Below are 23,766 nucleotides of genomic sequence, written 5' to 3'. Positions count from 1 at the left end.
GACGACAACGGAGTGGACCGAGAGCTGTGAGAGCCCGTTATCTGAGCCTGGTGGCCTCCGGCGCCGCACTGTGCATGAGCATGACCTTGACCGGTTGTGGAACCGAGGTCCTCGGCGGGAACAACGAGGTGACCCTGCGCGTCGTGGCGGCCGACTACGGGGACAATCCCGCGAACTCCTCCGCCACGTACTGGAAGGACCTCGCCCAGCGCTTCGAGAAGGAGCAGCCGGGCATCAAGGTCGAGGTCAACGTCTACTCCTGGACCGAGGTCGACGCCAAGGTCGCCGACATGGTCAAGGCGGGCAAGGCCCCCGACGTCGCACAGATCGGCGCCTACGCGGACTACGCCGCCGCCGACAAGCTCTACACCGCCGACGAGCTGCTCTCCGTACAGACCGAGGCCGACTTCCTCGCGCCGCTCGCCGACGCGGGCAAGGTCAAGCGCGTCCAGTACGGCATGCCCTTCGTGGCCAGCACCCGGCTGCTCTTCTACAACGAGAAGCTCTTCGCCGACGCGGGCGTCATCCCGGCGAGCGCGGTGGGCACCGGCAAGGGCTGGCAGCCCAAGACCTGGTCCGAGTTGGAAGCCGCGGCCAAGAAGCTGAAGGCGGCCAAGGTCCCCACCCCCTTCGCGCTGCCGCTCGGCCGCGAGGAGGCCCAGGCCGAGACCATGAACTGGCTGCTCGCGGGCGGCGGCGGCTACACCGACAACGAGGAGTCCTACTCCCTCGACTCCCCGGACAACGTCAAGACCTTCGAGTACCTGCGCGACACCCTGGTCGGCGGCGGCCTCACCGGCCCCGTCGAACCGGCGAAGCTGGACCGCCAGGCCGCCTTCGACGGCTTCACGCGCGGCGAGGTCGGCATGCTCAACGGCCACCCGACGCTGATCAAGCAGGCCGCGGCGAAGGGCCTCAAGTTCGGCATGGTCGCGCTGCCGACCTCCGACGGCTCGGAGAAGCCCGCCATGGGCGTCGCCGACTGGGTCATGGCCTTCAAGAACGGCCACCGCAAGGAATCGGGCAAGTTCCTCGACTACCTCTACTCGGCCGACAACCAGACCGCCTTCACCAGCCGCTACGACCTGCTGCCGGTGACCACCAGCGGCTACCGGTCGATGGAGGCGGCCACCGGAGCGGGCGCGACCCAGCTCAAGACCTTCCTCCAGGCGCTGCCCTCCTCGCGGCTCTACCCGGTCGGCAAGAAGTCCTGGGCGGGCGTGAGCGAGAACATCAAGCAGAACATCGGCAAGACCGTCCAGCCGGGCGGACAGCCCGCCAAGACGCTGGAGGAGATGGCGCGCACGGCGCGGGCCGCGGACTCGCACTGATCGCGGGCGCGCGGTGGCTGTCGGTGGGCGGAGTTAACCTGGCGGTATGACGGAGGGCGGGCGGTTGACGGAGACGGAAGCCGCCGTGCTCGCGTACGAGGGGCGCACCTGGCCCGGTCCCGGCGCCAAGGAGCGGGCCATACGGGAGCGGCTCGGCATGCACCCCGTCCGCTACTACCAGCTGCTCAACGCGCTGATGGACGACCCGCGCGCGCTCGCCCACGCGCCCGGCACCGTCAACCGGCTGCGCAGGCTGCGCGAAGCCCAGCGCGCCCGGCGATAGCCCTCCTCCGGGGGGACCGTTAGGGTCGTAGGCATGGGGAGCCATCCGCACAGCCTGCCGATGAACAGCCTGCCGATGCCCGTCACCGCCGCCGGACGCGAGGGGCTCGACGCCCTGCTGCGCGAACCGCGCCGCTCCGTGATCGCCCTCGACTTCGACGGCACGCTCGCCGAGATCGTGCCCGACCCCGACCAGGCGCGCGCCCACGCCGACGCCGTGCCCGCGCTGGCCGCGCTCGCGCCGCGGGTGGCCTCGGTGGCCGTGATCACCGGGCGGCCCGCCGGGGTCGCCGTCCGCCACGGGGGCTTCGCGGGGGTGCCGGGGCTGGAACACCTCGTCGTGCTCGGGCACTACGGGGCCGAGCGCTGGGACGCGGTCACCGGGATCGTCCACACCCCCGCCGAACACCCCGGGGTGGCGGCCGTACGGGCCGAGCTGCCGGGGTTCCTGGACTCCATCGGGGCGTGGCGCGGCACCTGGATCGAGGAGAAGGGGCGCGCGCTGGCGGTCCACACCCGCCGGGCCGAGGATCCGGCGGCGGCCTTCGACGCGCTGCGGGAGCCGCTGGGCGAGCTGGCGGCGCGGCACGGGCTGGTGGTGGAGCCGGGGCGGGCCGTGCTGGAGCTGAGGCCGCCGGGGATGGACAAGGGGGTCGCGCTGACGGAGTACCTGGCGGAGGTCGGGGCCGGGGCGGTGCTGTACGCCGGGGACGACCTGGGGGACCTGGCCGCGTTCTCCGCAGTGGAGAAGGCGCGGGCCGAGGGGGTGCCGGGGCTGCTGGTGTGCAGTGGCTCTGCCGAGGTCCCCGAGCTGGCCGCCCGAGCCGACCTGACCCTCCCGGGTCCGCCCCAGGTGGCCGCCTTCCTCGCCGCCCTGGCCGCCGCCCTCTGACCCACCCCTCCGGGGGCGCCTCAAACTCCCCCAGCTACCGCTGGGAGGGGCCCCCTGGCGGGGCTGGGATTGGCCGCGCCCGGATCGGGCCGACTCGGGGGCACCATTCAGCCGCCCGGCGTTTGAGGGCCCGCCGGAGGCGAGTTCGGGTGCGGCGGAGGTGTGGGCGTCTGCGGCGCGTGGGCCCTCCGGGGGCGCCTCAAACGCCGGCGGGGCTGGGATTGGCTGCGCCCGGATCGGGGCGCCTCAAATGACGGCGGGGCTGGATCGGCTGCGCCGGATCGGGCCGCCTCGGGTCATCTTTCAGCCGCCCGGCGTTTGAGGGTCCGCCGGAGGCCTACTCGTCCGCGAGGAAGGACAGTTGGGCTTCGAGCCAGGCTGCCGGGGGGAGGGCGGTCGCGGTCGCGGACAGGCGTTTCGTGCGCTCCGCGCGCTCCGCCTCCGGCATGGACAGCGCCGCGTGCAGCGCGAGCGCCGTCTCCGTGACGTCGTACGGGTTCACCGTCAGCGCGTCCTCGCGGAGCTCCTCGTACGCCCCCGCCCCCGTCGAGAGCACCAGCGCGCACCCCGCCTCCGACACCACCGGGATCTCCTTGGCCACCAGGTTCATCCCGTCCCGCACGGGGTTCACCAGGGCCACGTCCGCCAGCCGGTACGCCGCCAGGGAGCGCGCGAAGTCGTCCTCGACCGAGACCAGCACCGGCTGCCAGTCGGACGTGCCGAACTCCGCGTTGATCTCCGCGGCCAGCTCCCGCACCGACTCCGTGTACGCGCGGTAGACGGCCAGGTCCTGCCGCGAGGGGTAGGCCGATGCCAGGTGCACCACGCGGCCGTGCCACTCGGGCCGGGTGACCAGCAGCTCCCGGTAGGCGAGCAGCCCGCGCAGGATGTTCTTCGACAGCTCCGTGCGGTCCACCCGGACGATCGCCTTGCGCCCGGCGACCTCCGTCCGCAGCGCGGCCAGCTTGTCGTTCACCTCGGGCCGGTGGGCCAGCGCCCGCAGCTCGTCGCCGTCCACGCCCAGCGGGAAGACCCGGACCGAGGTGGTCCGGCCCGACCAGACCGTGTAGCGCCGGTGCGCGATCTCCGTGCCCTGCGGGCCGCCCGGCGAAGCCGTCCCGTACGCGTCGTCCAGGTCCATCGCGTCCAGGAACGCCCGCGCCCACGCCCCGGTGTGGAAGCCCACCAGGTCCGCCCCGAGCATCCCCCAGGCCAGCTCCTCGCGGACGTAGGACGGCAGGATCCGCAGGTAGTCGTAGGACGCCCAGGGCGTGTGCGTGAAGTGCGCGATCAGCAGGTCCGGGCGCAGCACCCGCAGCATCCCGGGCACCAGCGCCAGGTGGTAGTCCTGGACGAGGACCCGCGCGCCCCGCTCCGCCTCCTCGGCCAGCGCCTCGGCGAAGGCCCGGTTGTAGGCGACGTACGACTCCCAGGCCCGGTGGAACGCCGCGTCGAAGACCGGCTCGCGCGGGACGTCGTACAGGTGGTGGTGGGTGAACCAGAGCACCGAATTGGCGATGGCGTTGTAGGCGTCGTCGTAGACCTCGGGGTCGATGTCCAGCATCCGCACGCCCGGCTCGGCGACCCCGCGGCGGACGGCCTCGCGGTCCGCCTCCGAGAGCGCCGCGCAGATCCACAGGGCGTCCGGTTGGCGGGCGAGGGCGGTGGCGAGGCCGGAGACGAGGCCGCCCCCGCCGCGCCGGGCGCTGAGGCTCCCGTCGGCGTCGAGGGCGTACGAGAGCGGACCGCGATTGGCGGCGACGAGTACCGAGAAGGCCATGCGGGCAACCTAGCCCGGCGGGCCCGCGCTCAAACTGTGAGTGGCGTCATGCCACGCGCCGGTGGGCGTATTCCTCGACGCCCCGCATGGGCGGCCGCTCCACCGTGTCCACCGGGTAGGTGTGCGGCTCGAAGCCGTCCGGGCCGCGCTCGAACTGGGTCAGCTCGGGCCGTACGAGGTGCCCGCGCGAGAGCCGCAGCTGCGCGGTCCGGTAGATCGCGGCGGCCATTCGGCCCAGCGCCCGCCCGTCCTGGTGGCGGTGCAGCCGGACGCCGACGTCCACCTGCGCGAGCGCGTCCAGACCGGCCGTGTGCAGCGCGTCCACCAGCAGGCCGAGCTCCACGCCGTAGCCGACGGGGAAGGGCAGCCGCTCCAGCAGCGAGCGGCGCACCGCGTACTCGCCGCCCAGCGGCTGTACGAATCCGGCCAGCTGCGGCCAGTGCAGGTTCAGCAGCGGGCGCGCCACCAGCTCGGTGACCCGGCCGCCCTGGCCGGGTGCGTCGCCGAGCGGGCGGTCGTACATCGCCTTGACGAACTGCACGTCCGGTTCGGTCAGCAGCGGGCCGACGATCCCGGAGACGAAGGCGGCGGAGAAGTCGCGCAGGTCGGCGTCGACGAAGCAGACGACGTCCCCGCTGGTCACCAGCAGCGAGCGCCACAGCACCTCGCCCTTGCCGGGCACCGCCGGGACCCGCGGCAGGATGTCGTCGCGGTGCACCACGCGGGCGCCCGCCTTCGCCGCGACCTCCGAGGTGCGGTCGCTGGAGCCGGAGTCGATGACGACGAGCTCGTCGACGAGCGGGACGGGCAGGGAGTCCATCAGGTCCCGGCGGATGACCTCGACGATCGCGCCGACCGTCTCCTCCTCGTTGAGCGCGGGCAAAACGACGCTGACTTTGATGCCCGATGCCCGCTTGGCCGAAATCAGCCGCTCCAGCGGTCGATCGGTGGCGGACCAGGAGCGGGCCCCCAGCCAGCGCTCCACCTCTTCCAGCACCTTCAGCACTCCCTGCTTGAGTCGTGGCCGGCCACCGATATGGCCGAAATGTGATCCATCTCGCGGTTCGGACGGCTGTCTCAACCATCCATGCCTTCGGTTACAGTCTTGAACAACGCGGAGGACCATCGCATGTCGGGGGTCCTTCCGTACAAACGCACGGGTGCGCCGCCAAGGCGCGTTCGCGCCATACCGCTCATCCAGAGGGGCAGAGGGATACGGCCCGTTGAAGCCCCGGCAACCCTCCAGTCGGTCTCGCGATTTTTGCAAAGTCAGCGAGGTCCCCGACTAGGGAAGGTGCCAAATCCGTCTCGTGGCGAAGTGCGCCACGGGGAAGATGAGGAGAAAGGGCCTCGCCGTCATGTCTGTACAGACTGTCGCCACCTCTGCCGCGACCACCGTCGATCTCGGACCCGCCATCGGGCTTTCCTGCCGCGAATGCGCCACCCGGTTCGATCTGGGTCCCATTTTCGCCTGTGCCGAGTGTTTCGGCCCGCTCGAAGTCGCCTACGACCTTCCGACCGGTGACCCCGAGGCGCTGCGCGCCGCGATCGAAGCCGGCCCGAACAACATCTGGCGCTACGCCCCGCTGCTGCCCGTCCCCGCCGACGTGGCCTCGAAGCCGAACCTGAACCCGGGCTTCACCAAGCTCGTGGACGCCGAGAACCTGGCCAAGGAGCTGGGCGTCACCGGCAAGCTCTACGTCAAGGACGACTCCGGCAACCCGACGCACTCCTTCAAGGACCGGGTCGTCGCGATCGCCGTCGAGGCCGCCCGCGCCTTCGGCTTCACCACGCTCTCCTGCTCCTCCACGGGCAACCTGGCCGGGGCCGTCGGCGCCGCCGCCGCCCGCGCCGGACTGCGCTCCTGCGTCTTCATCCCGCACGACCTGGAGCAGGGCAAGGTCGTCATGGCCGGCGTGTACGGTGGTGACCTGGTCGGCATCGAGGGCAACTACGACGACGTCAACCGCTTCTGCTCGGAGCTCATCGGCGACCCGCTCGGCGAGGGCTGGGGCTTCGTCAACGTGAACCTGCGCCCGTACTACGGCGAGGGCTCCAAGACGCTGGCGTACGAGATCTGCGAGCAGCTCGGCTGGCAGCTGCCCGACCAGATCGTCATCCCGATCGCCTCCGGCTCGCAGCTGACGAAGATCGACAAGGGCCTCCAGGAGCTGATCAAGCTCGGTCTGGTCGAGGACAAGCCCTACAAGATCTTCGGCGCCCAGGCCGAGGGCTGCTCGCCCGTCTCGACCGCCTTCAAGGCCGGTCACGACGTGGTCCGCCCGCAGAAGCCGGACACCATCGCCAAGTCGCTCGCGATCGGCAACCCGGCCGACGGCCCGTACGTCCTGGACATCGCCCGCCGCACCGGCGGTTACGTCGAGGACGTCGACGACACCCAGGTCGTCGAGGCCATCAAGATCCTGGCCCAGACCGAGGGCATCTTCGCCGAGACCGCGGGCGGCGTGACCGTCGGCGTGACGAAGAAGCTCATCGAGAACGGGCAGCTGGACCCGGCGCTGACGACCGTGATCCTGAACACCGGTGACGGCCTGAAGACCCTGGAGGCGGTGGCCGCCGACAGCGGCCAGACCGCCACCATCCGCCCGAGCCTGGACGCCTTCCGCGCCGCCGGCCTGGCCTGATCACCCCTCGAACCCCGGAAAGGCAGTAGCGCCATGAGCGTCAACGTCCGCATCCCCACCATCCTGCGCACCTACACGGGCGGCCAGGCCGAGGTCGCCGCCGAGGGCGCGACCCTCAGCGAGGTCATCGACTCCCTGGAGCAGAGCCACCCGGGCATCGCCGCCCGCGTCCTGGACGACCAGGGCAAGCTGCGCCGCTTCGTGAACGTCTACGTCAACGACGACGACGTGCGCTTCGAGAGCGGGCTGCAGACGCCGACGCCCGACGGCGTGGGCGTCTCGATCATCCCCGCCGTCGCGGGCGGCTGATCCTCCGCTCGGACGCCAGAACCTGAATTGCCCCCTCCGGTAAGAAACGGAGGGGGCAATTCTGCTTGGTTGGGCGCGGTAGAGTTGGGGAAGTCCCCACCGCTGTTCTTGCCCGGCGCATATGAACGGGTCGCGGAAGGGTTGACATTGAGTCAACATGCGTGCGCGCTATGGGTCGTTGGCGCGGTTTGTCCGGCCCGAGTTGCCCCGGAAGATTCCTAATTTTCACCCTATTTCAATGTAATGCCGTGTCCAGAATTCTCGTGGGAATGACCTGTTGCAGACAGCAGCGGTGCGGATACATTCAGCCCCGGTCGAGGCGTTCCGGCGCAAGTTCTGACCCGGGTCCGCGAAGTGCGGTCCTGCGCAAGGGCCAGTAATAGGGGAGTTAGGCATGGCTCAGGGCACCGTCAAGTGGTTCAACGCGGAGAAGGGCTACGGCTTCATCGCGGTCGACGGTGGTGCGGATGTGTTCGTCCACTACAGCGCCATCCAGATGGACGGGTACCGCACCCTTGAAGAGGGTCAGCGGGTCGAGTTCGAGATCTCGCAGGGTCAGAAGGGTCCGCAGGCGGACATGGTCAAGCTCGCAGTCGGCTAGCCGGAGCGATCGACCACCGACACACGAACGCGCGGGGCCCGCATCCTGAGACACGGATGCGGGCCCCGCGTGCGTGCGGGACCCGGGCCGGGCCCGGGCCGGGCCCGGGCGTTCACCGGGTGTTCCTCGAAGCCGCTTGCACTCGGGGGTGCCGAGTGCTAATCATTGGCGTTAGCACTCTCCAGGTGAGAGTGCTACCAAAACGAGGACCGGGTCGGTGAGGCCCACGGGGTCGGCGGGAAGGAACCGCCGGACCCACAGGCCGTCCGTCGCGGGCGCGGGCGCGGTCCGGGAGCAATCCACCGCTGTCCGGGAGGACCACTTCAGATGGCCAAGATCATTGCGTTCAACGAGGAGGCCCGGCGCGGTCTCGAGCGAGGCATGAACCAGCTCGCCGACGCCGTCAAGGTCACCCTTGGCCCCAAGGGTCGCAACGTCGTCCTTGAGAAGAAGTGGGGCGCCCCCACGATCACCAACGATGGTGTCTCCATCGCCAAGGAGATCGAGCTCGAGGACCCGTACGAGAAGATCGGCGCCGAGCTGGTCAAGGAAGTCGCCAAGAAGACGGACGACGTCGCCGGCGACGGTACGACCACCGCCACCGTGCTGGCCCAGGCGCTCGTCCGCGAGGGCCTGCGCAACGTGGCCGCCGGTGCGAACCCGATGGCCCTCAAGCGCGGTATCGAGAAGGCCGTCGAGGCCGTCTCCGCCGCCCTGCTGGCGCAGGCCAAGGACGTCGAGACCAAGGAGCAGATCGCTTCCACGGCCTCCATCTCCGCCGCTGACACCCAGATCGGCGAGCTCATCGCCGAGGCCATGGACAAGGTCGGCAAGGAAGGCGTCATCACGGTCGAGGAGTCGCAGACCTTCGGCCTGGAGCTCGAGCTCACCGAGGGCATGCGCTTCGACAAGGGCTACATCTCGGCGTACTTCGCCACCGACATGGAGCGCATGGAGTCGTCCCTCGACGACCCGTACATCCTGATCGTCAACTCGAAGATCGGCTCGGTCAAGGACCTGCTGCCGCTCCTCGAGAAGGTCATGCAGTCCGGCAAGCCGCTGCTGATCATCGCCGAGGACGTCGAGGGCGAGGCCCTGTCGACCCTGGTCGTCAACAAGATCCGCGGCACCTTCAAGTCCGTCGCCGTCAAGGCCCCGGGCTTCGGCGACCGCCGCAAGGCCATGCTCGGTGACATCGCCATCCTCACGGGCGGCACGGTCATCTCCGAGGAGGTCGGTCTCAAGCTCGAGAGCGCGGGCCTCGACCTGCTCGGCCGCGCCCGCAAGGTCGTCATCACCAAGGACGAGACCACGATCGTCGACGGCTCCGGCGACAGCGACCAGGTCCAGGGTCGCGTCAACCAGATCCGCGCCGAGATCGAGAACTCCGACTCGGACTACGACCGCGAGAAGCTCCAGGAGCGCCTCGCGAAGCTGGCCGGCGGCGTGGCCGTCATCAAGGCCGGTGCCGCGACGGAGGTTGAGCTCAAGGAGCGCAAGCACCGCATCGAGGACGCCGTCCGCAACGCCAAGGCGGCCGTCGAAGAGGGCATCGTCGCCGGTGGCGGCGTCGCGCTCCTCCAGGCCTCCGCGGTCTTCGAGAAGCTCGAGCTCACGGGCGACGAGGCGACCGGCGCCAACGCCGTCAAGCTCGCGCTGGAGGCCCCGCTCAAGCAGATCGCCGTCAACGGTGGTCTCGAGGGTGGCGTCGTCGTCGAGAAGGTGCGCAACCTTCCGATCGGCCACGGCCTGAACGCCGCGACCGGCGAGTACGTCGACATGATCGCCGAGGGCATCATCGACCCGGCGAAGGTCACGCGCTCCGCGCTGCAGAACGCCGCGTCGATCGCCGCGCTGTTCCTCACCACCGAGGCCGTCATCGCCGACAAGCCCGAGAAGGCCGGTGCCCCCGCGGGCGGCGGCATGCCGGGCGGTGACATGGACTTCTGATCCGCCCCGGGCTCCGGCCCGAGCTGATCGGCTGTTCTTCGAACGAGGGCGGCACTCCCCACGGGGGGTGCCGCCCTCGGGCGTTTGCGCGCTTCCGCGTTCCCGCGTTCCTACGCGGCGGGGCGCGCCACGAAGGTGACCGCTTCGTGGTCGCAGCCCAGGTCGATGGTCAGCGAGGCGTCGAGGGCGCGGGCGAGCCGCCGCAGCAGCGGCAGCGTGGGCACGGCGTCGGCTCCCTCGACCCGGGAGATCTTCGCCTGGGTGAGCCCGGCACGCTCGGCGAGTTGCGTCTGGGACAGTCCGAGCGCCTTGCGCCGGTCGTACACGGCCTTGGCGAAGGCCATCGCGAGGCGGATCTCCGCCCGCTCGGCCTCGACCTCGGGCGGTTCGACGTACTCCCGCGCGGCCTCCCGCTCACGGGCCAGCTTCCAGCGGCTGTGGTTCATCGCGCGTCCCCTTCCTTGCCGCGGCTGTACGTGGTGTGGGCCGGGGCGTGCTCCCGAGCGCACACGATACGGGCCGCCACGGCGCGGTCCACTTGATCCGGCTCGTGCATGCGCGTCTTGCTGAAGACCGTGAGGAGTACGATTCTGCGCCCCGGCGCGAACCAGTAGCTGATGCGCGTGGGCACGCCGTCGAGCGTGGGCCGCAGTTCGTAGACGCCGTTCCTCAGGGGGCGGGCGAACGGCATCGGGGTCAGGGGGCCTTGGGCGGCCAGCAACTCCGCGTACTCCTCGACCTTGCGGTACTGCTTGCCGGGCAGTAGCTCCAGCCAGGTCCGCACATCGGGCTCCACCTCGATCACGTACAGGTCGGCGTTCATGCGACGCACCGTATTATGTCGTATACGACATAATACGGCCGTGCGGAGCTTTCTGCCCCATCGGATGACCGGGGGCAGGGGGTTGACGGGCGGGTGGTTCACTTGCCGCATGAGTGACGTGTTCATCAAGATCTGCGGGTTGCGGACCGCGGCGGACGTGGACGTGGCGGTGGAGGCCGGGGCGGATGCGATCGGCTTCGTCTTCGCCGCCGGGAGCCCGCGTACGGTCGACACCGCCACCGCCCGCGCGTTGGCCGCCCGGGTCCCGGAGCGGGTGCTCACCGTCGGGGTGTTCCGGGGGCAGTCCGTGGCGGAGGTGCGCCGGCTCGCCGAGGAGAGCGGCGTGCGCGGGGTGCAGCTGCACGGGGAGGAGGGCCCCGAGGACTTCGCGGCCCTGCGCGCCGAGGGCCGGACCCTGCTGCGGGCCACCTCGCGGCACGTGGCGGGCTGCGGGGAGTACGGCGAGGACCTGCTGCTGCTCGACGCCCCCGACCCGGGCTCGGGCAAGCCCTGGAACTGGGGGTCCGAGGAGTTCACCGCGCCGCGGGGCCGCTGGCTGCTGGCGGGCGGGCTGACCCCGGACACCGTCCGCGAGGCCGTACGGGCCACCGGGGCCTGGGGCGTCGACGTCTCCAGCGGGGTGGAGCGGGCGCGCGGGGTCAAGTCGCCCGAGCTGATCCGGGCGTTCGTCGAAGCGGTGCGGAACGCCCCGCGCCCATAGCCGCTCGTGTTCGTACGATTACTCTGAGCGAGAATTCGAGTGTGGCGCGGCGTCCGGCGGGCAGCTCTTCACCATGGTCTCGGACATGCTCGAACGACTGTGGCGGCTCACCCGCCGCCTCGACCCGAGGGAGGGCGGGGGGCTGCTGCCGGGTCCTCGCCGCGCTCCCGTCTTCACCGCCGACTTCACCTCGCCCACCCAGTGGGTCGCCGGCCGCTCGTGGGCGTATCCCCGCGGCGGCCCGGTCAATCCGGGCGACAACAAGCTCGACCACCTCGTCGAGGACCCCGCCTACAGCCGCGGCGGGGTCTTCCGGGCGACGCTGCGCCCCGACGGCGACTGGAACAGCGGGCTGCTCACCACCGAGGGCAGCGACGAGGGCTTCATGGTGCGCACCGGCGACGTGCTGGAGGCCCGGGTGAAGCTGCCGGTGGGGCGGGGCGCCTGGCCCGGGATCTGGACCTGGCGCGACGGCGGCCAGGAGATCGACGTCTTCGAGTACCACCCGGACAACCCGGACCTGCTGGAGCTGTCGAACCACGTCCGCGAGGCGCACCTCTACTACCGCGACCCGGTCGTCCGGCCCGGCGGCTGGGTCGACCTCAAGGTCGAGTTCGGCAGGTCGTCGGTCATCTGGTGGGTCAACGGCTCCCGGGTCTTCAGCGACGGCCGGGGCGTCGGCCGGTCCTGGCACGCGTACCTCATCGTCAACCTCTCCGTCTGCGCGGGCCGTTACCACCCGGCGCCGGACCCGGGCGTGACGGAGCTGTCCTACGAGGTGTCGGCGCTGCGGGTGTACCGGCGCTAGCGGGGCCGGGGCGGGCCGGTCGGCCGTCGGGGCCAAGGGCCGGGCGGGGCGGGGCCTTCGGGCCCTGCGGCCGCGGACCAAGGTCCCTGTCCGGGGGCCTTCCGCCCCGGGAGACTTCGAGCCATGGACTCCCTGGCCTCCCTCGACTCGCTGATCGTCGACGTCAACGATCGCTTCTGGACCTACCTGCTGATCCCGCTGGTGGTCGGGGCCGGCCTGTACTTCACGGTCCGGTCCGGGGGCGTGCAGCTGCGGCTGCTGCCGGAGATGTTCCGGGTGGTCAAGGAGAAGACGCCGCCGCGCGCGGACGGGCGCAAGCAGGTCTCGTCCTTCGGCGCCTTCACGATCTCCGCGGCGGCGCGGGTCGGCACCGGCAACATCGCCGGTGTTGCCACCGCGATCACCCTGGGCGGCGCGGGCGCCGTCTTCTGGATGTGGGTGATGGCGCTCATCGGCGCGGCCTCCGCCTTCGTGGAGTCGGCGCTCGCCCAGCTCTACAAGGTGCGGGGCGCCACCGGCGCGTACCGGGGCGGTCCGGCGTACTACATGCAGCGCGCCCTCGGTAAGCGCTGGCTCGGGGTCCTCTTCGCGGTGACGATCACGCTCACCTTCGGCTTCGTCTTCAACGCGGTCCAGGCGAACACGATCGCCTCCGTGGCGACGGGCTCGCTGCCGCAGACGGAAGGGGCCTGGTTCGCGCCCGCGCTCGGCGTGCTGCTGGCCGCGCTGCTGGGCCTGGCGGTCTTCGGCGGGGTCAAGCGGATCGCGTCCGTGACCACGGTGCTGGTGCCGGTCATGGCGATCGTCTACCTGCTGCTCGGCGCGGCGGTCGTGCTGCTGAACCTGTCCGAGTTCCCCCGGGTCATCGCCGACATCGTCGGCGGCGCCTTCGGCTTCCGGGAGCTGGCGGCGGGCGGCATCGGCGCGGCGATCCAACAGGGCATCCGGCGCGGCATGTTCTCGAACGAGGCGGGCCTGGGCTCGGCCCCGAACGCGGGCGCGGCGGCGGAGGTCTCGCACCCGGTCAAGCAGGGCCTCGTACAGTCCCTGGGCGTCTTCTTCGACACGCTGCTCGTGTGCACGATGACCGCCTTCATCGTGCTCGTCACCAACCCCGAGCCGGTCGGGCGCCAGGGCGCGGACCTGACGCAGACCGCGCTGAGCGACACGCTGGGCAGCTGGGCCGGGCACCTGCTGACGGTGGTCGTCTTCATGCTCGCCTTCAGCAGCATGATCGGGAACTACTACTACGGCGAGTCCAACATCCAGTTCATCACCCGCAAGCGGTGGGTGCTGCCCTCGTACCGGGTGCTGGTGCTGGGCACGGTCGTGCTCGGCTCGCTGGGCTCGGTCTCGGTGGTGTGGAACCTGGCGGACGTCTTCATGGGCTTCATGGCCCTGGTGAACCTGCTGGCGATCCTCCCGCTGTCGACGATCGCCTTCCGCCTCCTGGAGGACTACCGCGCCCAGCGCCGCGCGGGCCTGGACCCGGTCTTCACCCGCGACCGCATGCCGGACCTGCGGGGCGTCCAGTGCTGGGACCCGGTCCGGGTGACGGTCCCGGCGGCGGCGGGACGGCACTGACCTCCTAGGCGGGAGCGGGCGCGCGCCGCGCGGACGCGCGCCCGGCGAGCAGGAGCAGGGCGGCCGGCACGAGGCCGAGCGGGAAGCCGGAGGGCTCCAGGATCCAGGCGCCGACGAGGACCCACGCGCCCACGACCCAGCCCAGGTAGCGCGGGACCTCCTGGCCGGTCCGCGCCATCCGCGACACGAGCAGCCCGAGCAGGACCAGCGGTACGGCGAAGCTGCCGGGCAGGGCCCAGAACTCGGCCATGGAGGCGGCGTTGGCGGGGTCCTTGATCGCGGCTTCGCCGTGCAGCGCGCCGCCGATCCAGTCGCCCCATCTCGGCCAGGTCCTCGCGGTGAAGGCGGCGATGTGCAGGGCGCCGATCGCCACGCTGGTGCGCCCGGCCCAGACGTTCAGGCCGCGGGCGCGGTCCGTACCGGTGGGCACGGTCGCAGTTACGGTACTGACAGTTTCGATACTCATAGTTCCGTATAGTGGACCCGTGCAGCCTTCGAAGCAACCCCCCGGCCGACCGCGGGACGCCCGCGTGGACGACGCGATCCGAGACGCCGTACGGGAGTTGGTGGCCGAGGTCGGATACGCCGCGCTGACCGTGGACGCCGTGGCCGCCCGGGCGCGCGTGGGCAAGGCCGCGATCTACCGCCGCCACGCCTCCCGCGGCGAGCTGGTCTTCTCCGCCCTCGTCCACGGGCGCGCGCCGCAGCCGCTGGCGGACACGGGCACGCTGCGCGGGGACCTCACCGCGCTCGCGGAGCTGATCCTCGGGATCTTCTCCGATCCGGTCGCGGCCGCCGCGACCCCCGGCCTGCTCGCCGACGTGAAGCAGCAGCCGGAGATCGCCGCCCGCTTCCAGGCGACCTTCATCGCCGAGGAGCGGGCCCTGGTGACGCAGCTCCTGGAACGGGCCGTCGCGCGCGGCGAACTGGCCGCCCGGCCCGACCCCGCGCTGGTCCACGCCGCCGTCCTCGGCACGGTCTTCGCCTGGGTGTTCCTCCTGGAGCAGCCCCCCGGCCCCGACCTCGCGCCGCGCATCGCCGCGATGGCCCTGGTGGCGTGCGGGGGCGTCGGCTAGGCCGTCCCCGGAGGGGTCTTCAAGGGATGGGCAAGACCCGAAGGGGCCGCCGGTCTAGGGTTGCTGGCACATGCCTCAGGGGAAGGGGACCCGATGCTCGCTGCGGGCGGTCGCGCGTGGGAGTACCTGCTGGAGAGCTGGCGCGACCTGGACGTACCCGAAGGCTGGCGTGCCGAGATCGGCGGCGGCCGGATCATCTTGTCGCCGCCGCCGGACCGCCATCACCACGGAACGCTCTCGCTCCTCCAGCGCGCGCTGTACGGCGTGCTGCCGGCGGAGTGGGGGCTCTACCAGCGGCTCGGGATCGGGATCGCGGGCCGGGACGAGCTGTGCGTACCGGACCTGGTGCTCGTGCCGTCGGTCGTGGTCGCCGGTGTCAGCCCGGAGGTCAACCACCCGGTCGACGCGGCCGAGGCGCTGCTCGTCGTGGAGATCACCTCGAAGAGCAACGCCGAGGACGACCGGAAGAAGAAGCTCTGGGCGTACGCCCACGCCCCGGTCCCGGTCTACCTGTTGATCGACCGCTTCGACGAGCACGGGCCCACGGCCACCCTGTTCACCGAACCCCGGAACGGCGCGTACAAGCACGCGGACCGCGTGGCGTTCGGTGAGGGGCTGGTGCTGCCGGAGCCGTTCGCGCTGACCCTGGACACCGGGGCCTTCCCGCGCTGACGGCCCGACCGGGTGAGGGAGGAGCGATTCTGCTCGCGCGGGCGGGAGTTGGCCCGGGGCGTGCGCTCGTGCTTCGGGTATCCAGGGGCTCCCACCGCCGAAACCCGGAAGGTCGCGATGAGACTCTCCCGCCCCGCCCTGCTGGTCGCCGCCGCCCTGCTCGCCCTCTACGTGCCGACGGCCTCGGCGCAGGCGGTACCGCCCGCCCCGAGGGCCGCGGAGACCCTGACCCGCGTCACCGGTGAGCGGGTGGAGATCCCGGACGAGTATCCCGCCGTCCTGCACACGGCCCGGGCCGACTGTCCGGCCGGCCAGGTGCCCACCGGGGGAGGGGTGACCACCTACGGGAACAGGTTCAGGTTCTCCCTCACCAGCTCCTACGCGCAGGGGCGCAGCTGGATCGTCACCGGCAGGAACGACGACACCCTGCGGGCCGGGACCGTCGCCGCCACGGTGGTCTGCTCGACGGCTCCCCACCGCCAGGTCTTCGGCGGCCGCGTCACGCTGGAGAGGGGCCAGGTCGTCACCCTCCACCAGCCCTGCCCCAGCGGCGAGGTGCCCACCGGCGCCGGGGCAGGGGCGACGCGGAACGCGTGGTCACCCAGAGTTCGCTCCCCGCCCTCAACACGTGGGAGGTCAGCTACTGGAACAACAGCGGGATGACCCGCACGGTGGAGCCCTTCGTCGTCTGCTCGACCGCGCCGCACCACGCGGTCGCAGGGCGGACGGGCTCGGTGTCGAGGGGCGGCAGCGGAACCTCTCTGGCCCAGTGCCCGGACGGCCAACAGGCCACCGGCGGCGGAGGGTTCAGCAAGAACGACACCGAGCTCATCCTGACGACGTTCGAGGGCGACGGCTGGCGCGCCACGAGCGCCAGCTATTCGCCGGACTTCCAGCAGGTGACCGCGTTCGTGGTGTGCACGGGCGGCTGAGCGCCTAGCCGAGGGCGGCGACGAAGGCGCTCCAGGCGGGACCGTTGAAGGTCAGGTGGGGGCCGTCGGGGCGCTTGCTGTCCCGGACCGGGACGAGGTCCGGGTGGCCGTGACCTTCGGCCACCTCGACGCAGTTGCCGCCGTCGCCGCCGCTGTGCGTGGACTTGCGCCAGGTGGCCATCTCCAGGCAGTCGCCGCCGTCGCCCGCGCTGTAGCTGGACTTGTGCCACCGGGCCGTCGAGAGGTCGTACTCACGCGTGCTGATCATTCTCGAAATCCTCCGCCACCGACTCGATCATGGCCAGGGATTCGCGCGGCGACAGCGCATTGGCCGTGAGGAGATCGTAGGTCAGGGTGTGGTGGGCCACCGTGGCCGGATCGTCGACCAGTTGGCCCGTCCCGAGGCCCGTGACGTAGGCCAGCGGAGGAGCGTCGTCGAAGCTCATCAGCTTGAGGGGCCCGGCCAGAGCGGCGTGCGGGCCCGCGCTGAACGGCAGCACCTGCACGATGATCCGGTGCGACCGGATCAGCCTCGCGATGTGTCGCAGGTTCTCGGCCAGCACCGCTTTTTGGTCGCCCGCGCGGCGCAGGACTGCCTCGTCGATCACGCACCACAACAGCGGTGTCGTCGGGTCATCGAGCAGAGCGGCTCGTGCGAGCCGGTTCGTGACCAGCTCGTCGATGACCGGCTCGGGGGCCGTGGGCTGGTACGCACGGAACACCTGGCGGGCGTACGCCTCCGTCTGCAACAGCCCCGGGATGATCAGCGGGGCGTACTCCCGGATGCCCGTGGCCATCGCTTCCGCCTCGGCCGCCGCGGCGAAGTGGTCCGGGTACTTCGATTTGGCCGCCGCCTCGCAGTTGCGCGCGAAGAAGCCGCCGGTGTCGAGGATCTCGTCGATCCGGCTGGCGATGTCCAGGTGCATCCGCCGCGTGCCGGCTTCCAGTTGGCCGATGAACGAGCCGCTCACGAAGAGGGGTTCGCCCAACTCGGCCTGGCTGAGGCCCGCGCGGTCGCGGGCCACGCGGAGTTCCGCGCCGAGGAGGGCGCGGGGGGACGAGGAGGGATCGAGGGGCTTTGGTGGCATGCCAACTCCTTGGTCAACACGTCCGGTTGTTGCGGGGTTCGCATTGAAAGGCTAGCGAGCGGGTCGCCACGCTGTGTGTAGAAATCGATTACTCAGAGCGAAAGGTGACATGTGATGGTGATGACCCCCAAGGAGCGGCGCCAGGCCGCCGAGGAGGCCGTCTGGCAGCTCAAGGCGGCCCTGGACGGCGTGGGGGTGGTGTTCCCGTCCCTCGGTGTGGACGTGGTGTCCGCGGCCGGGACGTACGGGCTCCCGCTCGTCGACCTCGGGCGCTGCAACCTGGACACCGCGATGCGCCTGGCCGCCGTGCTGCACGAGCGGGCCCACCCGTGACGACCTACGCTGGATGTCGGGTTTGTTCTCGTACGGCGGGAGTCGGGCCATGACGCACTCGTCCATGCGGTTGCGCAGGGGGGCCGTGACCGCGGTCGCGGCCGGGATGCTGCTGGTGCCGCTCGCCGGTGGGGCGGCCTTCGCCCAGGGGACGGCCGTGCCGGGCGTCTCCGCCGCGACCGATCCGCCGGTGGCGCCCGGGACCGTACGGCAGCTGACGCCCGCCGTGGCCAAGCAGCTGGACGCGGCCGTGCAGCGGATCATGACCGAGGCGAAGGTGCCCGGGGTGAGCGTGGGGCTGTGGACGCCGGACAAGGGTGAGTACGTCCGCTCCTTCGGCGTCGCCGACAAGGCCACCGGGCAGAAGATGGCCCGCGACCTGTACATGCGGATCGGCAGCGAGACGAAGACCTTCACCGTGACCGCCCTGCTCCAGCTCGTGGACCAGGGCAAGGTGAAGCTGGACGACACCATCGACACGTACGTCAGCGGGGTGCCCAACGGGGACAAGATCACGCTGCGGCAGCTGGCGGAGATGCGCAGCGGGCTCTTCAACTACTCGGCGGACGAGGGCTTCTACAAGGCGCTGACCAGCAATCCCGACAAGCCGTTCACGCCGCAGCAGCTGCTGGACTACGCCTTCAAGCACCCGGTGCTCTTCGCGCCGGGGGCGAAGTTCTCCTACTGCAACACCAACCTGATCCTGCTCGGCCTGGTGGTCGAGAAGCAGAGCGGGCAGCAGCTCGCGGACTACGTCGACGAGCACGTCCTGACCCCGGCGGGGATGGACCGGACGCTCTTCCCGAAGGGCGCGGAGTTCCCCGAACCGCACGCGCAGGGGTACACGGAGCAGACGGCCAGCGGGAAGGTGGAGGACTCGGCCGACTGGAACCCCTCCTGGGGGTGGGCGGCCGGGGCGATGATCTCCACCCTCGACGACCTGCACACCTGGGCGCCGACGGTGGCCACGGGCGTCCTGCCCGACGGCAAGGACATGCTGAGCCCGGCCACGCAGAAGGACCGGCTGGACACGATCAAGACCACGATCCCGGGGGCGGGTTACGGCCTCGGAATCTTCAAGGTGCAGGGTTGGATCGGGCACAACGGTTCGCTGCCGGGCTACGAGTCGCTGACCGTCTACCTGCCCGAGGCGAAGGCGTCGCTCGTCGTGGTGCTGAACACCGACGTCAACTACAAGGGCGCGGAGCCCTCGACGGTCTTCGGCGAGGCGATCACGAAGATCGCCTCGCCGGGGAACGTCTTCAACCTGCCCGCCGCACCCGCGGCGCGGTGACGGCGGTGCCCGTGGACTACGACATCGCCGGTTCCTTCGCGGGGGCCGGCGGGGGCGTGCCGTCCGTGCCGTGCGTGCCGTCCGCGGTGGTCGCGGCCGGGTCGGTGGCGGCCGCGGTGGCCGGGTCCGGCTCCGGGTCGGTGTTGAGGTCCACCAGCATCTGCTTCGTGAAGCCGAAGAAGTAGGTGGCGAGGAAGCCGACCGCGTAGCCGACGGCCAGGCCGCCCGCGTAGATGGCGATCGTCATGCCCAGCCCGCCCTTGCCGTTGAGCAGGGGGAACAGGGCCCAGCCCGAGGGGCCGATCGCGGTCGAACCGAAGGCCGAGCCGAGCTGGTTGAAGAGGCCGATGAAGGCTCCGCCGGCCGCGCCGCCGACGCAGGCGGTGACGAAGGGGCGGCCCAGCGGCAGCGAGACGCCGTAGATCAGCGGTTCGCCGACGCCCAGGAAACCGGCCGGAAGGGCGGACTTGATGGTGCGGCGCAACGATCCGTTGCGCGGGAGGCGGTAGTAGACCGCGATGGCCGCGCCGACCTGGCCCGCGCCGGCCATGGCGAGGATGGGGAGCAGGACGGTGTAGCCGGTCTGCTCGATCAAGGTGGTGTGGATCGGGATCAGTGCCTGGTGCAGGCCGAGCATGACCAGGGGGAGGAAGAGCCCGCCGAGGACCAGCCCGGCGAAGGCGCCGCCGGTGGCGAGCAGCCAGGTGGCGAAGGTCCCGATGGCCCGGGAGGCCTCACCGGCGAGGAACATCAGGCCGAAGATGGTGACCAGGCCGGAGATCAGCACGGTGAGGGTCGGCGTGACGAGGACGTCGAGGGCCTCGGGGACCCAGCGCCGGCACCACTTCTCGACGTAGACGGCGAGCAGTGCGGCGGCGAGGGCGCCGAGCACGCCGCCCTGGCCGGGGGAGAGCTGCTGGCCGAAGACGTCGATCTTCGCGACGCCGGGGAAGACGATGATCGCGGCGACGGCGCCGCCCAGGATCGGCGTGCCGCCGAACTCCTTGGCCGTGTTGTAGCCGACGAAGACGGCGATCAGCGACATGAAGCCGGAGGCCATCGCGGCGAGGGCCGGGACGATGGTGGGCAGCCAACCGAAGTTCGTCAGCAGGCCGTTGAGGCCCGCGATGATGCCGCAGCCGATGAGGGCGGGGATCAGCGGGACGAAGATGTTGGCGACGCGGCGCAGGAAGAGCTTGAGGGGGGTCGAGTTCTTCGCCTTCTGGGCCTGCTTGATGGCCGCGCCCTGGGCGGCGAGCTCCTCGGCGGTCACGGTGTGCGGGGACGGCGGGGCCGCGGGCGTGGCCGGTGCGGGGGCCGCGGCGCGTTCCTCGGCGACGAGGGCTTCCAGCTCGGGGGTGACGCGGGCGACCGTACCCGGGCCGAGGACGATCTGGTACGTGTCGTCCTCGACGACGCCCATGACCGCGGGCAGGGCCTTGAGGGCCTCGTCCTGGACGAGGGTGCGGTCGCGCAGGCCGATCCGCAGGCGGGTCATGCAGTGCGCGATCGAGGTGATGTTGTCGGGGCCGCCGACCAGCGGAAGGATCGCGGCGGCGGTGGCGCGGTTCTTGTCTGTGGACATGGTGCGGGTCGTCCCTCGGTGGTGGCGGTCAGGTGGTGGGGGCGGGGCGCGCGGCGGTGAGCGCTTCGCGGAGGTGGCCGTGGGAGGACTCCAGCAGGTCCGCGGCCGTGGGGGCGTCGACCGCGCCGAGGATGACGAGGATCGCGTGCTTGACCTCGCCGCCGGTGGCGCCGAGCGCGGCCTCGATCTCGTCGTCCGGGGCGCCGGTGGCGAGGGCGACGATGCGGCGGGAGCGGGCGCGCAGCTTCTCGTTGGAGGCGCGCAGGTCGACCATCAGGTTCCCGTAGGTCTTGCCGAGGCGGATCATCACGATCGTCGAGATGAGGTTCAGGACGAGCTTCTGGGCGGTCCCGGCCTTGAGGCGGGTGGAACCGGTGAGCAGCTCGGGGCCGACGACGACCTCGACGGGGTGTTCGGCGGCCGCGCCGAGCGCGGAGTCCGCGTTGCAGGACAGGCCGACGCTGAGCGCGCCGCGGGTACGGGCGAACTCGACGGCGCCGATGGCGTACGGGGTGCGACCGGAGGCCGAGATGCCGATGACCGTGTCGTCGGCGGTCAGGCCGAGGGCGGTGAGGTCCGCGACCGCCAGCTCCGGGGAGTCCTCGGCGCCCTCGACGGCCTTGACCATGGCGGAGGGGCCGCCCGCGATCAGGCCGACGACGACGGAGGGGTCGGTGTTGAAGGTGGGCGGGCACTCGCTCGCGTCCAGGACGCCCATCCGACCGGCGGTGCCGGCACCGGCGTAGATCAGGCGGCCGCCGCGGGCCATGCGCTCCGCGATGGCGTCGATGGCGGCGGCGATCCGCGGGAGCTGTGCGGCGACGGCCGTGGGGACGGCGGTGTCCTCGGCGTTCATGGCGCGGGCGATGTCGAGGGTGGGGAGGCGGTCGATGTCGGCGAGTTCGGGGCGGAAGGCCTCGGTGGTGAGGGTGTCCAGTTGGGCGCGGAGGTCGCTGGCGCTGGCCTGGTGGGTGGGCATGGGTGGCTCCTTGCGGGTGTGCGGGTGGTCTGTGGCCGTGTTGTTGGCCTCCGGCGGGCCCTCAAACGCCGGGCGGGCTGGATTTGGGTGGGCGGGGGGTTGTCGGTGTGGTGGTGCGGTGGCGGGGGGCCAGGGCTTCGTAGGAGGCGGCCAGGGCGGGGGCGGCCGTGGCGAAGGAGGCCTGCGCGATGCCGACGAAGAGGCAGTCGACGACGAGCAGTTGGCTGGTCCGGCTCGACATGGCCGCCGGGCGCAGCTCGGTCTCCCGGGCCGCGGAGGTGGCGAGGACGAGGTCGGCGTAGTGGGCGACCGGCCCGCCGGGTCGGCCGGTGACGGCGATGGTGGTGGCGCCGTTCTCGAAGGCGTGGCGCAGCGGCTCGATCACGTCGCCGGTGGCGCCGGAGTGCGTGATCGCGACGGCCACGTCCCCGGGGCGCAGCAGGACGGCGTTGGTGATGGCCAGGTGCGGGTCGCCGTGCGCGTGGGCGATCAGGCCGATGCGGAGCAGCTTCTGCGCGAGGTCCTGGGCGACCAGGGAGGAGGCGCCGACGCCGTAGATGTCGATGCGGCGGGCGGCGGCCAGCGCGTTGACCGCGGCCGCCAGCTGGGCGTGGTCCAGCCCGGCCGCGGTCTCGGCGAGGGTCTGCTGCTCCTCGTAGGCCAGCTTGGCGATGACGTCCGCGATCGGGTCGTCCACGGCTATGTCGGCGGTGAGGGCGGGGGCGGCGCCGGATTCCTGGCGGGCGGCGATCGCGGCGAGCGCGAGGCGCAGGTCCCGGTAGCCGGGGTAGCCGAGCAGGCGGGCGGTGCGGACCACGGTGGCCTCGCTGGTGCCGGTACGGGCGGCCAGCGCGGTGACGGTGAGCTTCGAGCAGTCGGCCGGATCGGCGGCGACGGCCTCGGCGACGACCAGCATGGAACGGGTCATGGCGGGGCCCAGCGTGCGGATCTTGGCGCGCAGGGTCTCGGGGCCGGGGATCACGGCGGGGGCGATCGGGGCGACCGGGGCCGGGGCCGGGGCCGGGGCCGTCACCGGGCTCCGGCTGAAAGTTTCCTTCTGGTTTTCGCTCACCCCTGAAAGATATTTTCACGCGGTTGCGGGCGTCAAGGCGCCATAAGTCACCTGCCGGGCGGGACCTTCGCCACTTGGGGCGCGGGGGTCCACAATGACTCGTATGGACCACGCGACCCCCCTGGAGCAGGCGCTGCACGCCGCTCGTGCTCTCGTACTCGCCGACCTCATCGCGGGTGAGGTCGCCGACGCCGATGTCGTCTCCCTCGTCGAGGACTCGGTCGTGCACCGCCGCTGGTGGGCGGAGCAGTGGCCGGAGGGGGCCGACTACCTCGCCGGGCTCGTCGCCCAGGACGTGCAGGACGCGCTCCTGGAGAAGCACGGGCGCTGGCCGCTGTGTCCGGTCTGCTCGCACTCCGACCTGCACGCGATGGACGTGGACCCGGAGTTGGGGCCCGATCCGCACTGGGTGTGCGGGAAGCAGGGCGTGAAGGTGGCGGCCGTGGGCGGGCTCGGCTCCGTCCTCGGTCACTAGGGCCGGGGCCCGGGTGACCCTCTACATCGACCCGCCGACCTGGCCGGGGCACGGCCGGATGTGGTCGCACCTGGTCAGCGACGTCTCCTTCGAGGAGCTGCACGCCTTCGCGGCGGCCATCGGTTGCCCGGAGCGGGCCTTCGAGCGCGACCACTACGACGTCCCCTCGCACCGGTACGCGGACGCGGTGCGCGCGGGCGCCGTCGAGGTGGGCAGCAAGGAGATCGTCCGCCGGATCACGGCGGCCGGCCTGCGCCGACCGAAGGGCCGCCCGTCGGCCTGAGCCGTCCGCGTCGTCGGTCCGTGCCGTTCGTCCGCCTGAGTCGCCCGCCCGATAGGCCGTGGAACGCGATCATGGCAAGGGCGCGATCGCGCCACGTGGGCGCTGGTGTGTCGGGTGGGTCCCGTGGTGGGGAGCGGGGGGTCCGGCGCGCGGCCGGATGTGGCCGTCCGTGAGCCGGTGGAGCCCGGAAGGTCCGGCTTCCGGTGCGCTGGAGCGGGTAACTCCGTTGCTGCGGAGGGTCGGAGAAGTTC

Annotated in this window: 28 protein-coding genes and 1 riboswitch; of the genes, 18 read left to right on the top strand and 10 right to left on the bottom strand. The window is 71.5% G+C overall.

The features are described 5' to 3' along the window. Positions 1–74: 74 nt before the first annotated feature. The 3 genes from ACFWAR_RS19155 to otsB are packed head-to-tail and all read left to right on the top strand — an operon-like array spanning position 75 to position 2,505. Positions 75–1,331, top strand: a complete 1,257-nt coding sequence (locus ACFWAR_RS19155; protein ID WP_385778645.1) for an extracellular solute-binding protein — start codon at positions 75–77, stop codon at positions 1,329–1,331. A gap of 46 nt (positions 1,332–1,377) precedes the next feature. Then, on the top strand, positions 1,378–1,614 hold the full coding sequence (locus tag ACFWAR_RS19150) for a DUF3263 domain-containing protein (RefSeq protein ID WP_354381239.1): 237 nt from the start codon (positions 1,378–1,380) through the stop codon (positions 1,612–1,614). 33 nt (positions 1,615–1,647) lie between these two features. Further along, positions 1,648–2,505, top strand: a complete 858-nt coding sequence (gene otsB / locus ACFWAR_RS19145) for a trehalose-phosphatase (RefSeq protein WP_385778585.1) — start codon at positions 1,648–1,650, stop codon at positions 2,503–2,505. 337 nt (positions 2,506–2,842) lie between these two features. Here otsB and ACFWAR_RS19140 read toward each other — a convergent pair whose 3' ends face one another. Both ACFWAR_RS19140 and ACFWAR_RS19135 read right to left on the bottom strand, forming a co-directional pair. Then, positions 2,843–4,285 (bottom strand): trehalose-6-phosphate synthase, encoded by a 1,443-nt coding sequence (locus tag ACFWAR_RS19140; RefSeq protein WP_385778583.1) that lies wholly within the window; start codon positions 4,283–4,285, stop codon positions 2,843–2,845. Positions 4,286–4,331: 46 nt separating this feature from the next. After that, entirely contained in the window at positions 4,332–5,282 is a 951-nt protein-coding gene (locus ACFWAR_RS19135) for a glucosyl-3-phosphoglycerate synthase (protein ID WP_385778581.1), read from the bottom strand. A 193-nt stretch (positions 5,283–5,475) separates the two neighbouring features. After that, positions 5,476–5,626: riboswitch (SAM riboswitch) on the top strand. 17 nt (positions 5,627–5,643) lie between these two features. Here ACFWAR_RS19135 and thrC point away from each other — a divergent pair. The 4 genes from thrC to groL all read left to right on the top strand — a co-directional run bounded on the left by thrC (position 5,644) and on the right by groL (position 9,790). After that, positions 5,644–6,930: a threonine synthase gene (gene thrC / locus ACFWAR_RS19130; RefSeq protein WP_385778579.1), complete on the top strand. Its 1,287-nt coding sequence runs from the start codon at positions 5,644–5,646 to the stop codon at positions 6,928–6,930. Positions 6,931–6,963: 33 nt separating this feature from the next. Next, positions 6,964–7,239 carry a ubiquitin-like small modifier protein 1 gene (locus ACFWAR_RS19125; RefSeq protein ID WP_385778577.1) on the top strand — a complete coding sequence of 92 codons (276 nt, stop codon included), beginning with the start codon at positions 6,964–6,966 and terminating at the stop codon, positions 7,237–7,239. Between the two features lie 394 nt (positions 7,240–7,633). After that, positions 7,634–7,840, top strand: a complete 207-nt coding sequence (locus ACFWAR_RS19120; RefSeq protein ID WP_003967346.1) for a cold-shock protein — start codon at positions 7,634–7,636, stop codon at positions 7,838–7,840. A gap of 327 nt (positions 7,841–8,167) precedes the next feature. Then, positions 8,168–9,790 (top strand): chaperonin GroEL, encoded by a 1,623-nt coding sequence (groL, locus tag ACFWAR_RS19115; RefSeq protein WP_354381245.1) that lies wholly within the window; start codon positions 8,168–8,170, stop codon positions 9,788–9,790. A 110-nt stretch (positions 9,791–9,900) separates the two neighbouring features. On the opposite strand, the gene ACFWAR_RS19110 is transcribed toward groL, so the two are convergent. Both ACFWAR_RS19110 and ACFWAR_RS19105 read right to left on the bottom strand, forming a co-directional pair. Next, entirely contained in the window at positions 9,901–10,236 is a 336-nt protein-coding gene (locus tag ACFWAR_RS19110; protein ID WP_385778575.1) for a helix-turn-helix domain-containing protein, read from the bottom strand. Continuing rightward, positions 10,233–10,613 carry a type II toxin-antitoxin system RelE/ParE family toxin gene (locus ACFWAR_RS19105; protein ID WP_385778573.1) on the bottom strand — a complete coding sequence of 127 codons (381 nt, stop codon included), beginning with the start codon at positions 10,611–10,613 and terminating at the stop codon, positions 10,233–10,235. Before ACFWAR_RS19105 ends, ACFWAR_RS19110 begins: the two co-directional genes overlap by 4 nt. A 109-nt stretch (positions 10,614–10,722) precedes the next feature. Between ACFWAR_RS19105 and ACFWAR_RS19100 the strand changes: the two genes are divergently transcribed. From ACFWAR_RS19100 to ACFWAR_RS19090, 3 genes are all read left to right on the top strand, one after another. Further along, positions 10,723–11,334 carry a phosphoribosylanthranilate isomerase gene (locus ACFWAR_RS19100; protein WP_385778571.1) on the top strand — a complete coding sequence of 204 codons (612 nt, stop codon included), beginning with the start codon at positions 10,723–10,725 and terminating at the stop codon, positions 11,332–11,334. 85 nt (positions 11,335–11,419) lie between these two features. Further along, entirely contained in the window at positions 11,420–12,142 is a 723-nt protein-coding gene (locus ACFWAR_RS19095) for a beta-glucanase (protein ID WP_385778569.1), read from the top strand. A gap of 123 nt (positions 12,143–12,265) precedes the next feature. Next, positions 12,266–13,726 carry an alanine/glycine:cation symporter family protein gene (locus ACFWAR_RS19090; RefSeq protein WP_385778567.1) on the top strand — a complete coding sequence of 487 codons (1,461 nt, stop codon included), beginning with the start codon at positions 12,266–12,268 and terminating at the stop codon, positions 13,724–13,726. A 4-nt stretch (positions 13,727–13,730) separates the two neighbouring features. On the opposite strand, the gene ACFWAR_RS19085 is transcribed toward ACFWAR_RS19090, so the two are convergent. After that, a complete protein-coding gene (locus ACFWAR_RS19085; RefSeq protein WP_385778565.1) occupies positions 13,731–14,156 on the bottom strand; it encodes a DUF6463 family protein in 426 nt (141 codons plus the stop codon). A 55-nt stretch (positions 14,157–14,211) separates the two neighbouring features. On the opposite strand from ACFWAR_RS19085, the gene ACFWAR_RS19080 reads away from it, so the two are divergent. The 4 genes from ACFWAR_RS19080 (at position 14,212) to ACFWAR_RS19065 (ending at position 16,406) form a co-directional block, all read left to right on the top strand. Then, complete coding sequence (locus ACFWAR_RS19080) at positions 14,212–14,802, top strand: TetR/AcrR family transcriptional regulator (protein ID WP_385778563.1); 591 nt, start codon at positions 14,212–14,214, stop codon at positions 14,800–14,802. Between the two features lie 93 nt (positions 14,803–14,895). Next, positions 14,896–15,474: a Uma2 family endonuclease gene (locus ACFWAR_RS19075; RefSeq protein ID WP_385778561.1), complete on the top strand. Its 579-nt coding sequence runs from the start codon at positions 14,896–14,898 to the stop codon at positions 15,472–15,474. A gap of 117 nt (positions 15,475–15,591) precedes the next feature. Then, positions 15,592–16,137 carry a hypothetical protein gene (locus ACFWAR_RS19070; RefSeq protein ID WP_385778559.1) on the top strand — a complete coding sequence of 182 codons (546 nt, stop codon included), beginning with the start codon at positions 15,592–15,594 and terminating at the stop codon, positions 16,135–16,137. Beyond that, the gene (locus ACFWAR_RS19065) at positions 16,134–16,406 is read left to right on the top strand and encodes a hypothetical protein (RefSeq protein ID WP_385778557.1); all 273 of its coding nucleotides are present in this window, start codon (positions 16,134–16,136) and stop codon (positions 16,404–16,406) included. The genes ACFWAR_RS19070 and ACFWAR_RS19065 overlap by 4 nt, the downstream gene beginning before the upstream one ends. A 4-nt stretch (positions 16,407–16,410) precedes the next feature. Here ACFWAR_RS19065 and ACFWAR_RS19060 read toward each other — a convergent pair whose 3' ends face one another. Beyond that, positions 16,411–16,674 (bottom strand): DUF397 domain-containing protein, encoded by a 264-nt coding sequence (locus tag ACFWAR_RS19060; RefSeq protein ID WP_385778555.1) that lies wholly within the window; start codon positions 16,672–16,674, stop codon positions 16,411–16,413. Continuing rightward, positions 16,658–17,494 (bottom strand): Scr1 family TA system antitoxin-like transcriptional regulator, encoded by an 837-nt coding sequence (locus tag ACFWAR_RS19055; protein WP_385778553.1) that lies wholly within the window; start codon positions 17,492–17,494, stop codon positions 16,658–16,660. Before ACFWAR_RS19055 ends, ACFWAR_RS19060 begins: the two co-directional genes overlap by 17 nt. Positions 17,495–17,608: 114 nt before the next feature. Between ACFWAR_RS19055 and ACFWAR_RS19050 the strand changes: the two genes are divergently transcribed. Next, on the top strand, positions 17,609–17,827 hold the full coding sequence (locus ACFWAR_RS19050) for a hypothetical protein (protein ID WP_385778551.1): 219 nt from the start codon (positions 17,609–17,611) through the stop codon (positions 17,825–17,827). A 49-nt stretch (positions 17,828–17,876) separates the two neighbouring features. Further along, positions 17,877–19,121, top strand: a complete 1,245-nt coding sequence (locus ACFWAR_RS19045; RefSeq protein WP_385778549.1) for a serine hydrolase domain-containing protein — start codon at positions 17,877–17,879, stop codon at positions 19,119–19,121. A 16-nt stretch (positions 19,122–19,137) separates the two neighbouring features. Here the strand turns inward: ACFWAR_RS19045 and ACFWAR_RS19040 are convergent, their stop codons facing one another. The 3 genes from ACFWAR_RS19040 to ACFWAR_RS19030 all read right to left on the bottom strand — a co-directional run bounded on the left by ACFWAR_RS19040 (position 19,138) and on the right by ACFWAR_RS19030 (position 22,679). Next, positions 19,138–20,706, bottom strand: coding sequence for a PTS transporter subunit EIIC (locus tag ACFWAR_RS19040; RefSeq protein WP_385778547.1), 1,569 nt, complete (start codon positions 20,704–20,706; stop codon positions 19,138–19,140). Between the two features lie 28 nt (positions 20,707–20,734). After that, positions 20,735–21,685 carry an N-acetylmuramic acid 6-phosphate etherase gene (gene murQ, locus ACFWAR_RS19035; RefSeq protein ID WP_385778545.1) on the bottom strand — a complete coding sequence of 317 codons (951 nt, stop codon included), beginning with the start codon at positions 21,683–21,685 and terminating at the stop codon, positions 20,735–20,737. A 61-nt stretch (positions 21,686–21,746) separates the two neighbouring features. Continuing rightward, positions 21,747–22,679, bottom strand: coding sequence for a MurR/RpiR family transcriptional regulator (locus ACFWAR_RS19030; protein WP_385778643.1), 933 nt, complete (start codon positions 22,677–22,679; stop codon positions 21,747–21,749). A 181-nt stretch (positions 22,680–22,860) separates the two neighbouring features. Here ACFWAR_RS19030 and ACFWAR_RS19025 point away from each other — a divergent pair, with 181 nt between their 5' ends. Both ACFWAR_RS19025 and ACFWAR_RS19020 read left to right on the top strand, forming a co-directional pair. Then, on the top strand, positions 22,861–23,232 hold the full coding sequence (locus ACFWAR_RS19025) for a hypothetical protein (protein ID WP_385778543.1): 372 nt from the start codon (positions 22,861–22,863) through the stop codon (positions 23,230–23,232). A 13-nt stretch (positions 23,233–23,245) separates the two neighbouring features. Next, entirely contained in the window at positions 23,246–23,515 is a 270-nt protein-coding gene (locus ACFWAR_RS19020) for a DUF4031 domain-containing protein (RefSeq protein ID WP_351041706.1), read from the top strand. The last annotated feature ends 251 nt before the right edge of the window (positions 23,516–23,766 follow it).

Source organism: Streptomyces sp. NPDC059917, from assembly GCF_042730635.1.
In the GTDB taxonomy this organism is placed as follows: Bacteria; Actinomycetota; Actinomycetes; order Streptomycetales; family Streptomycetaceae; genus Streptomyces.
The sequence above is the reverse complement of the archived record's forward strand: the minus strand, read 5'-3'. Positions and strand labels throughout refer to the sequence as shown.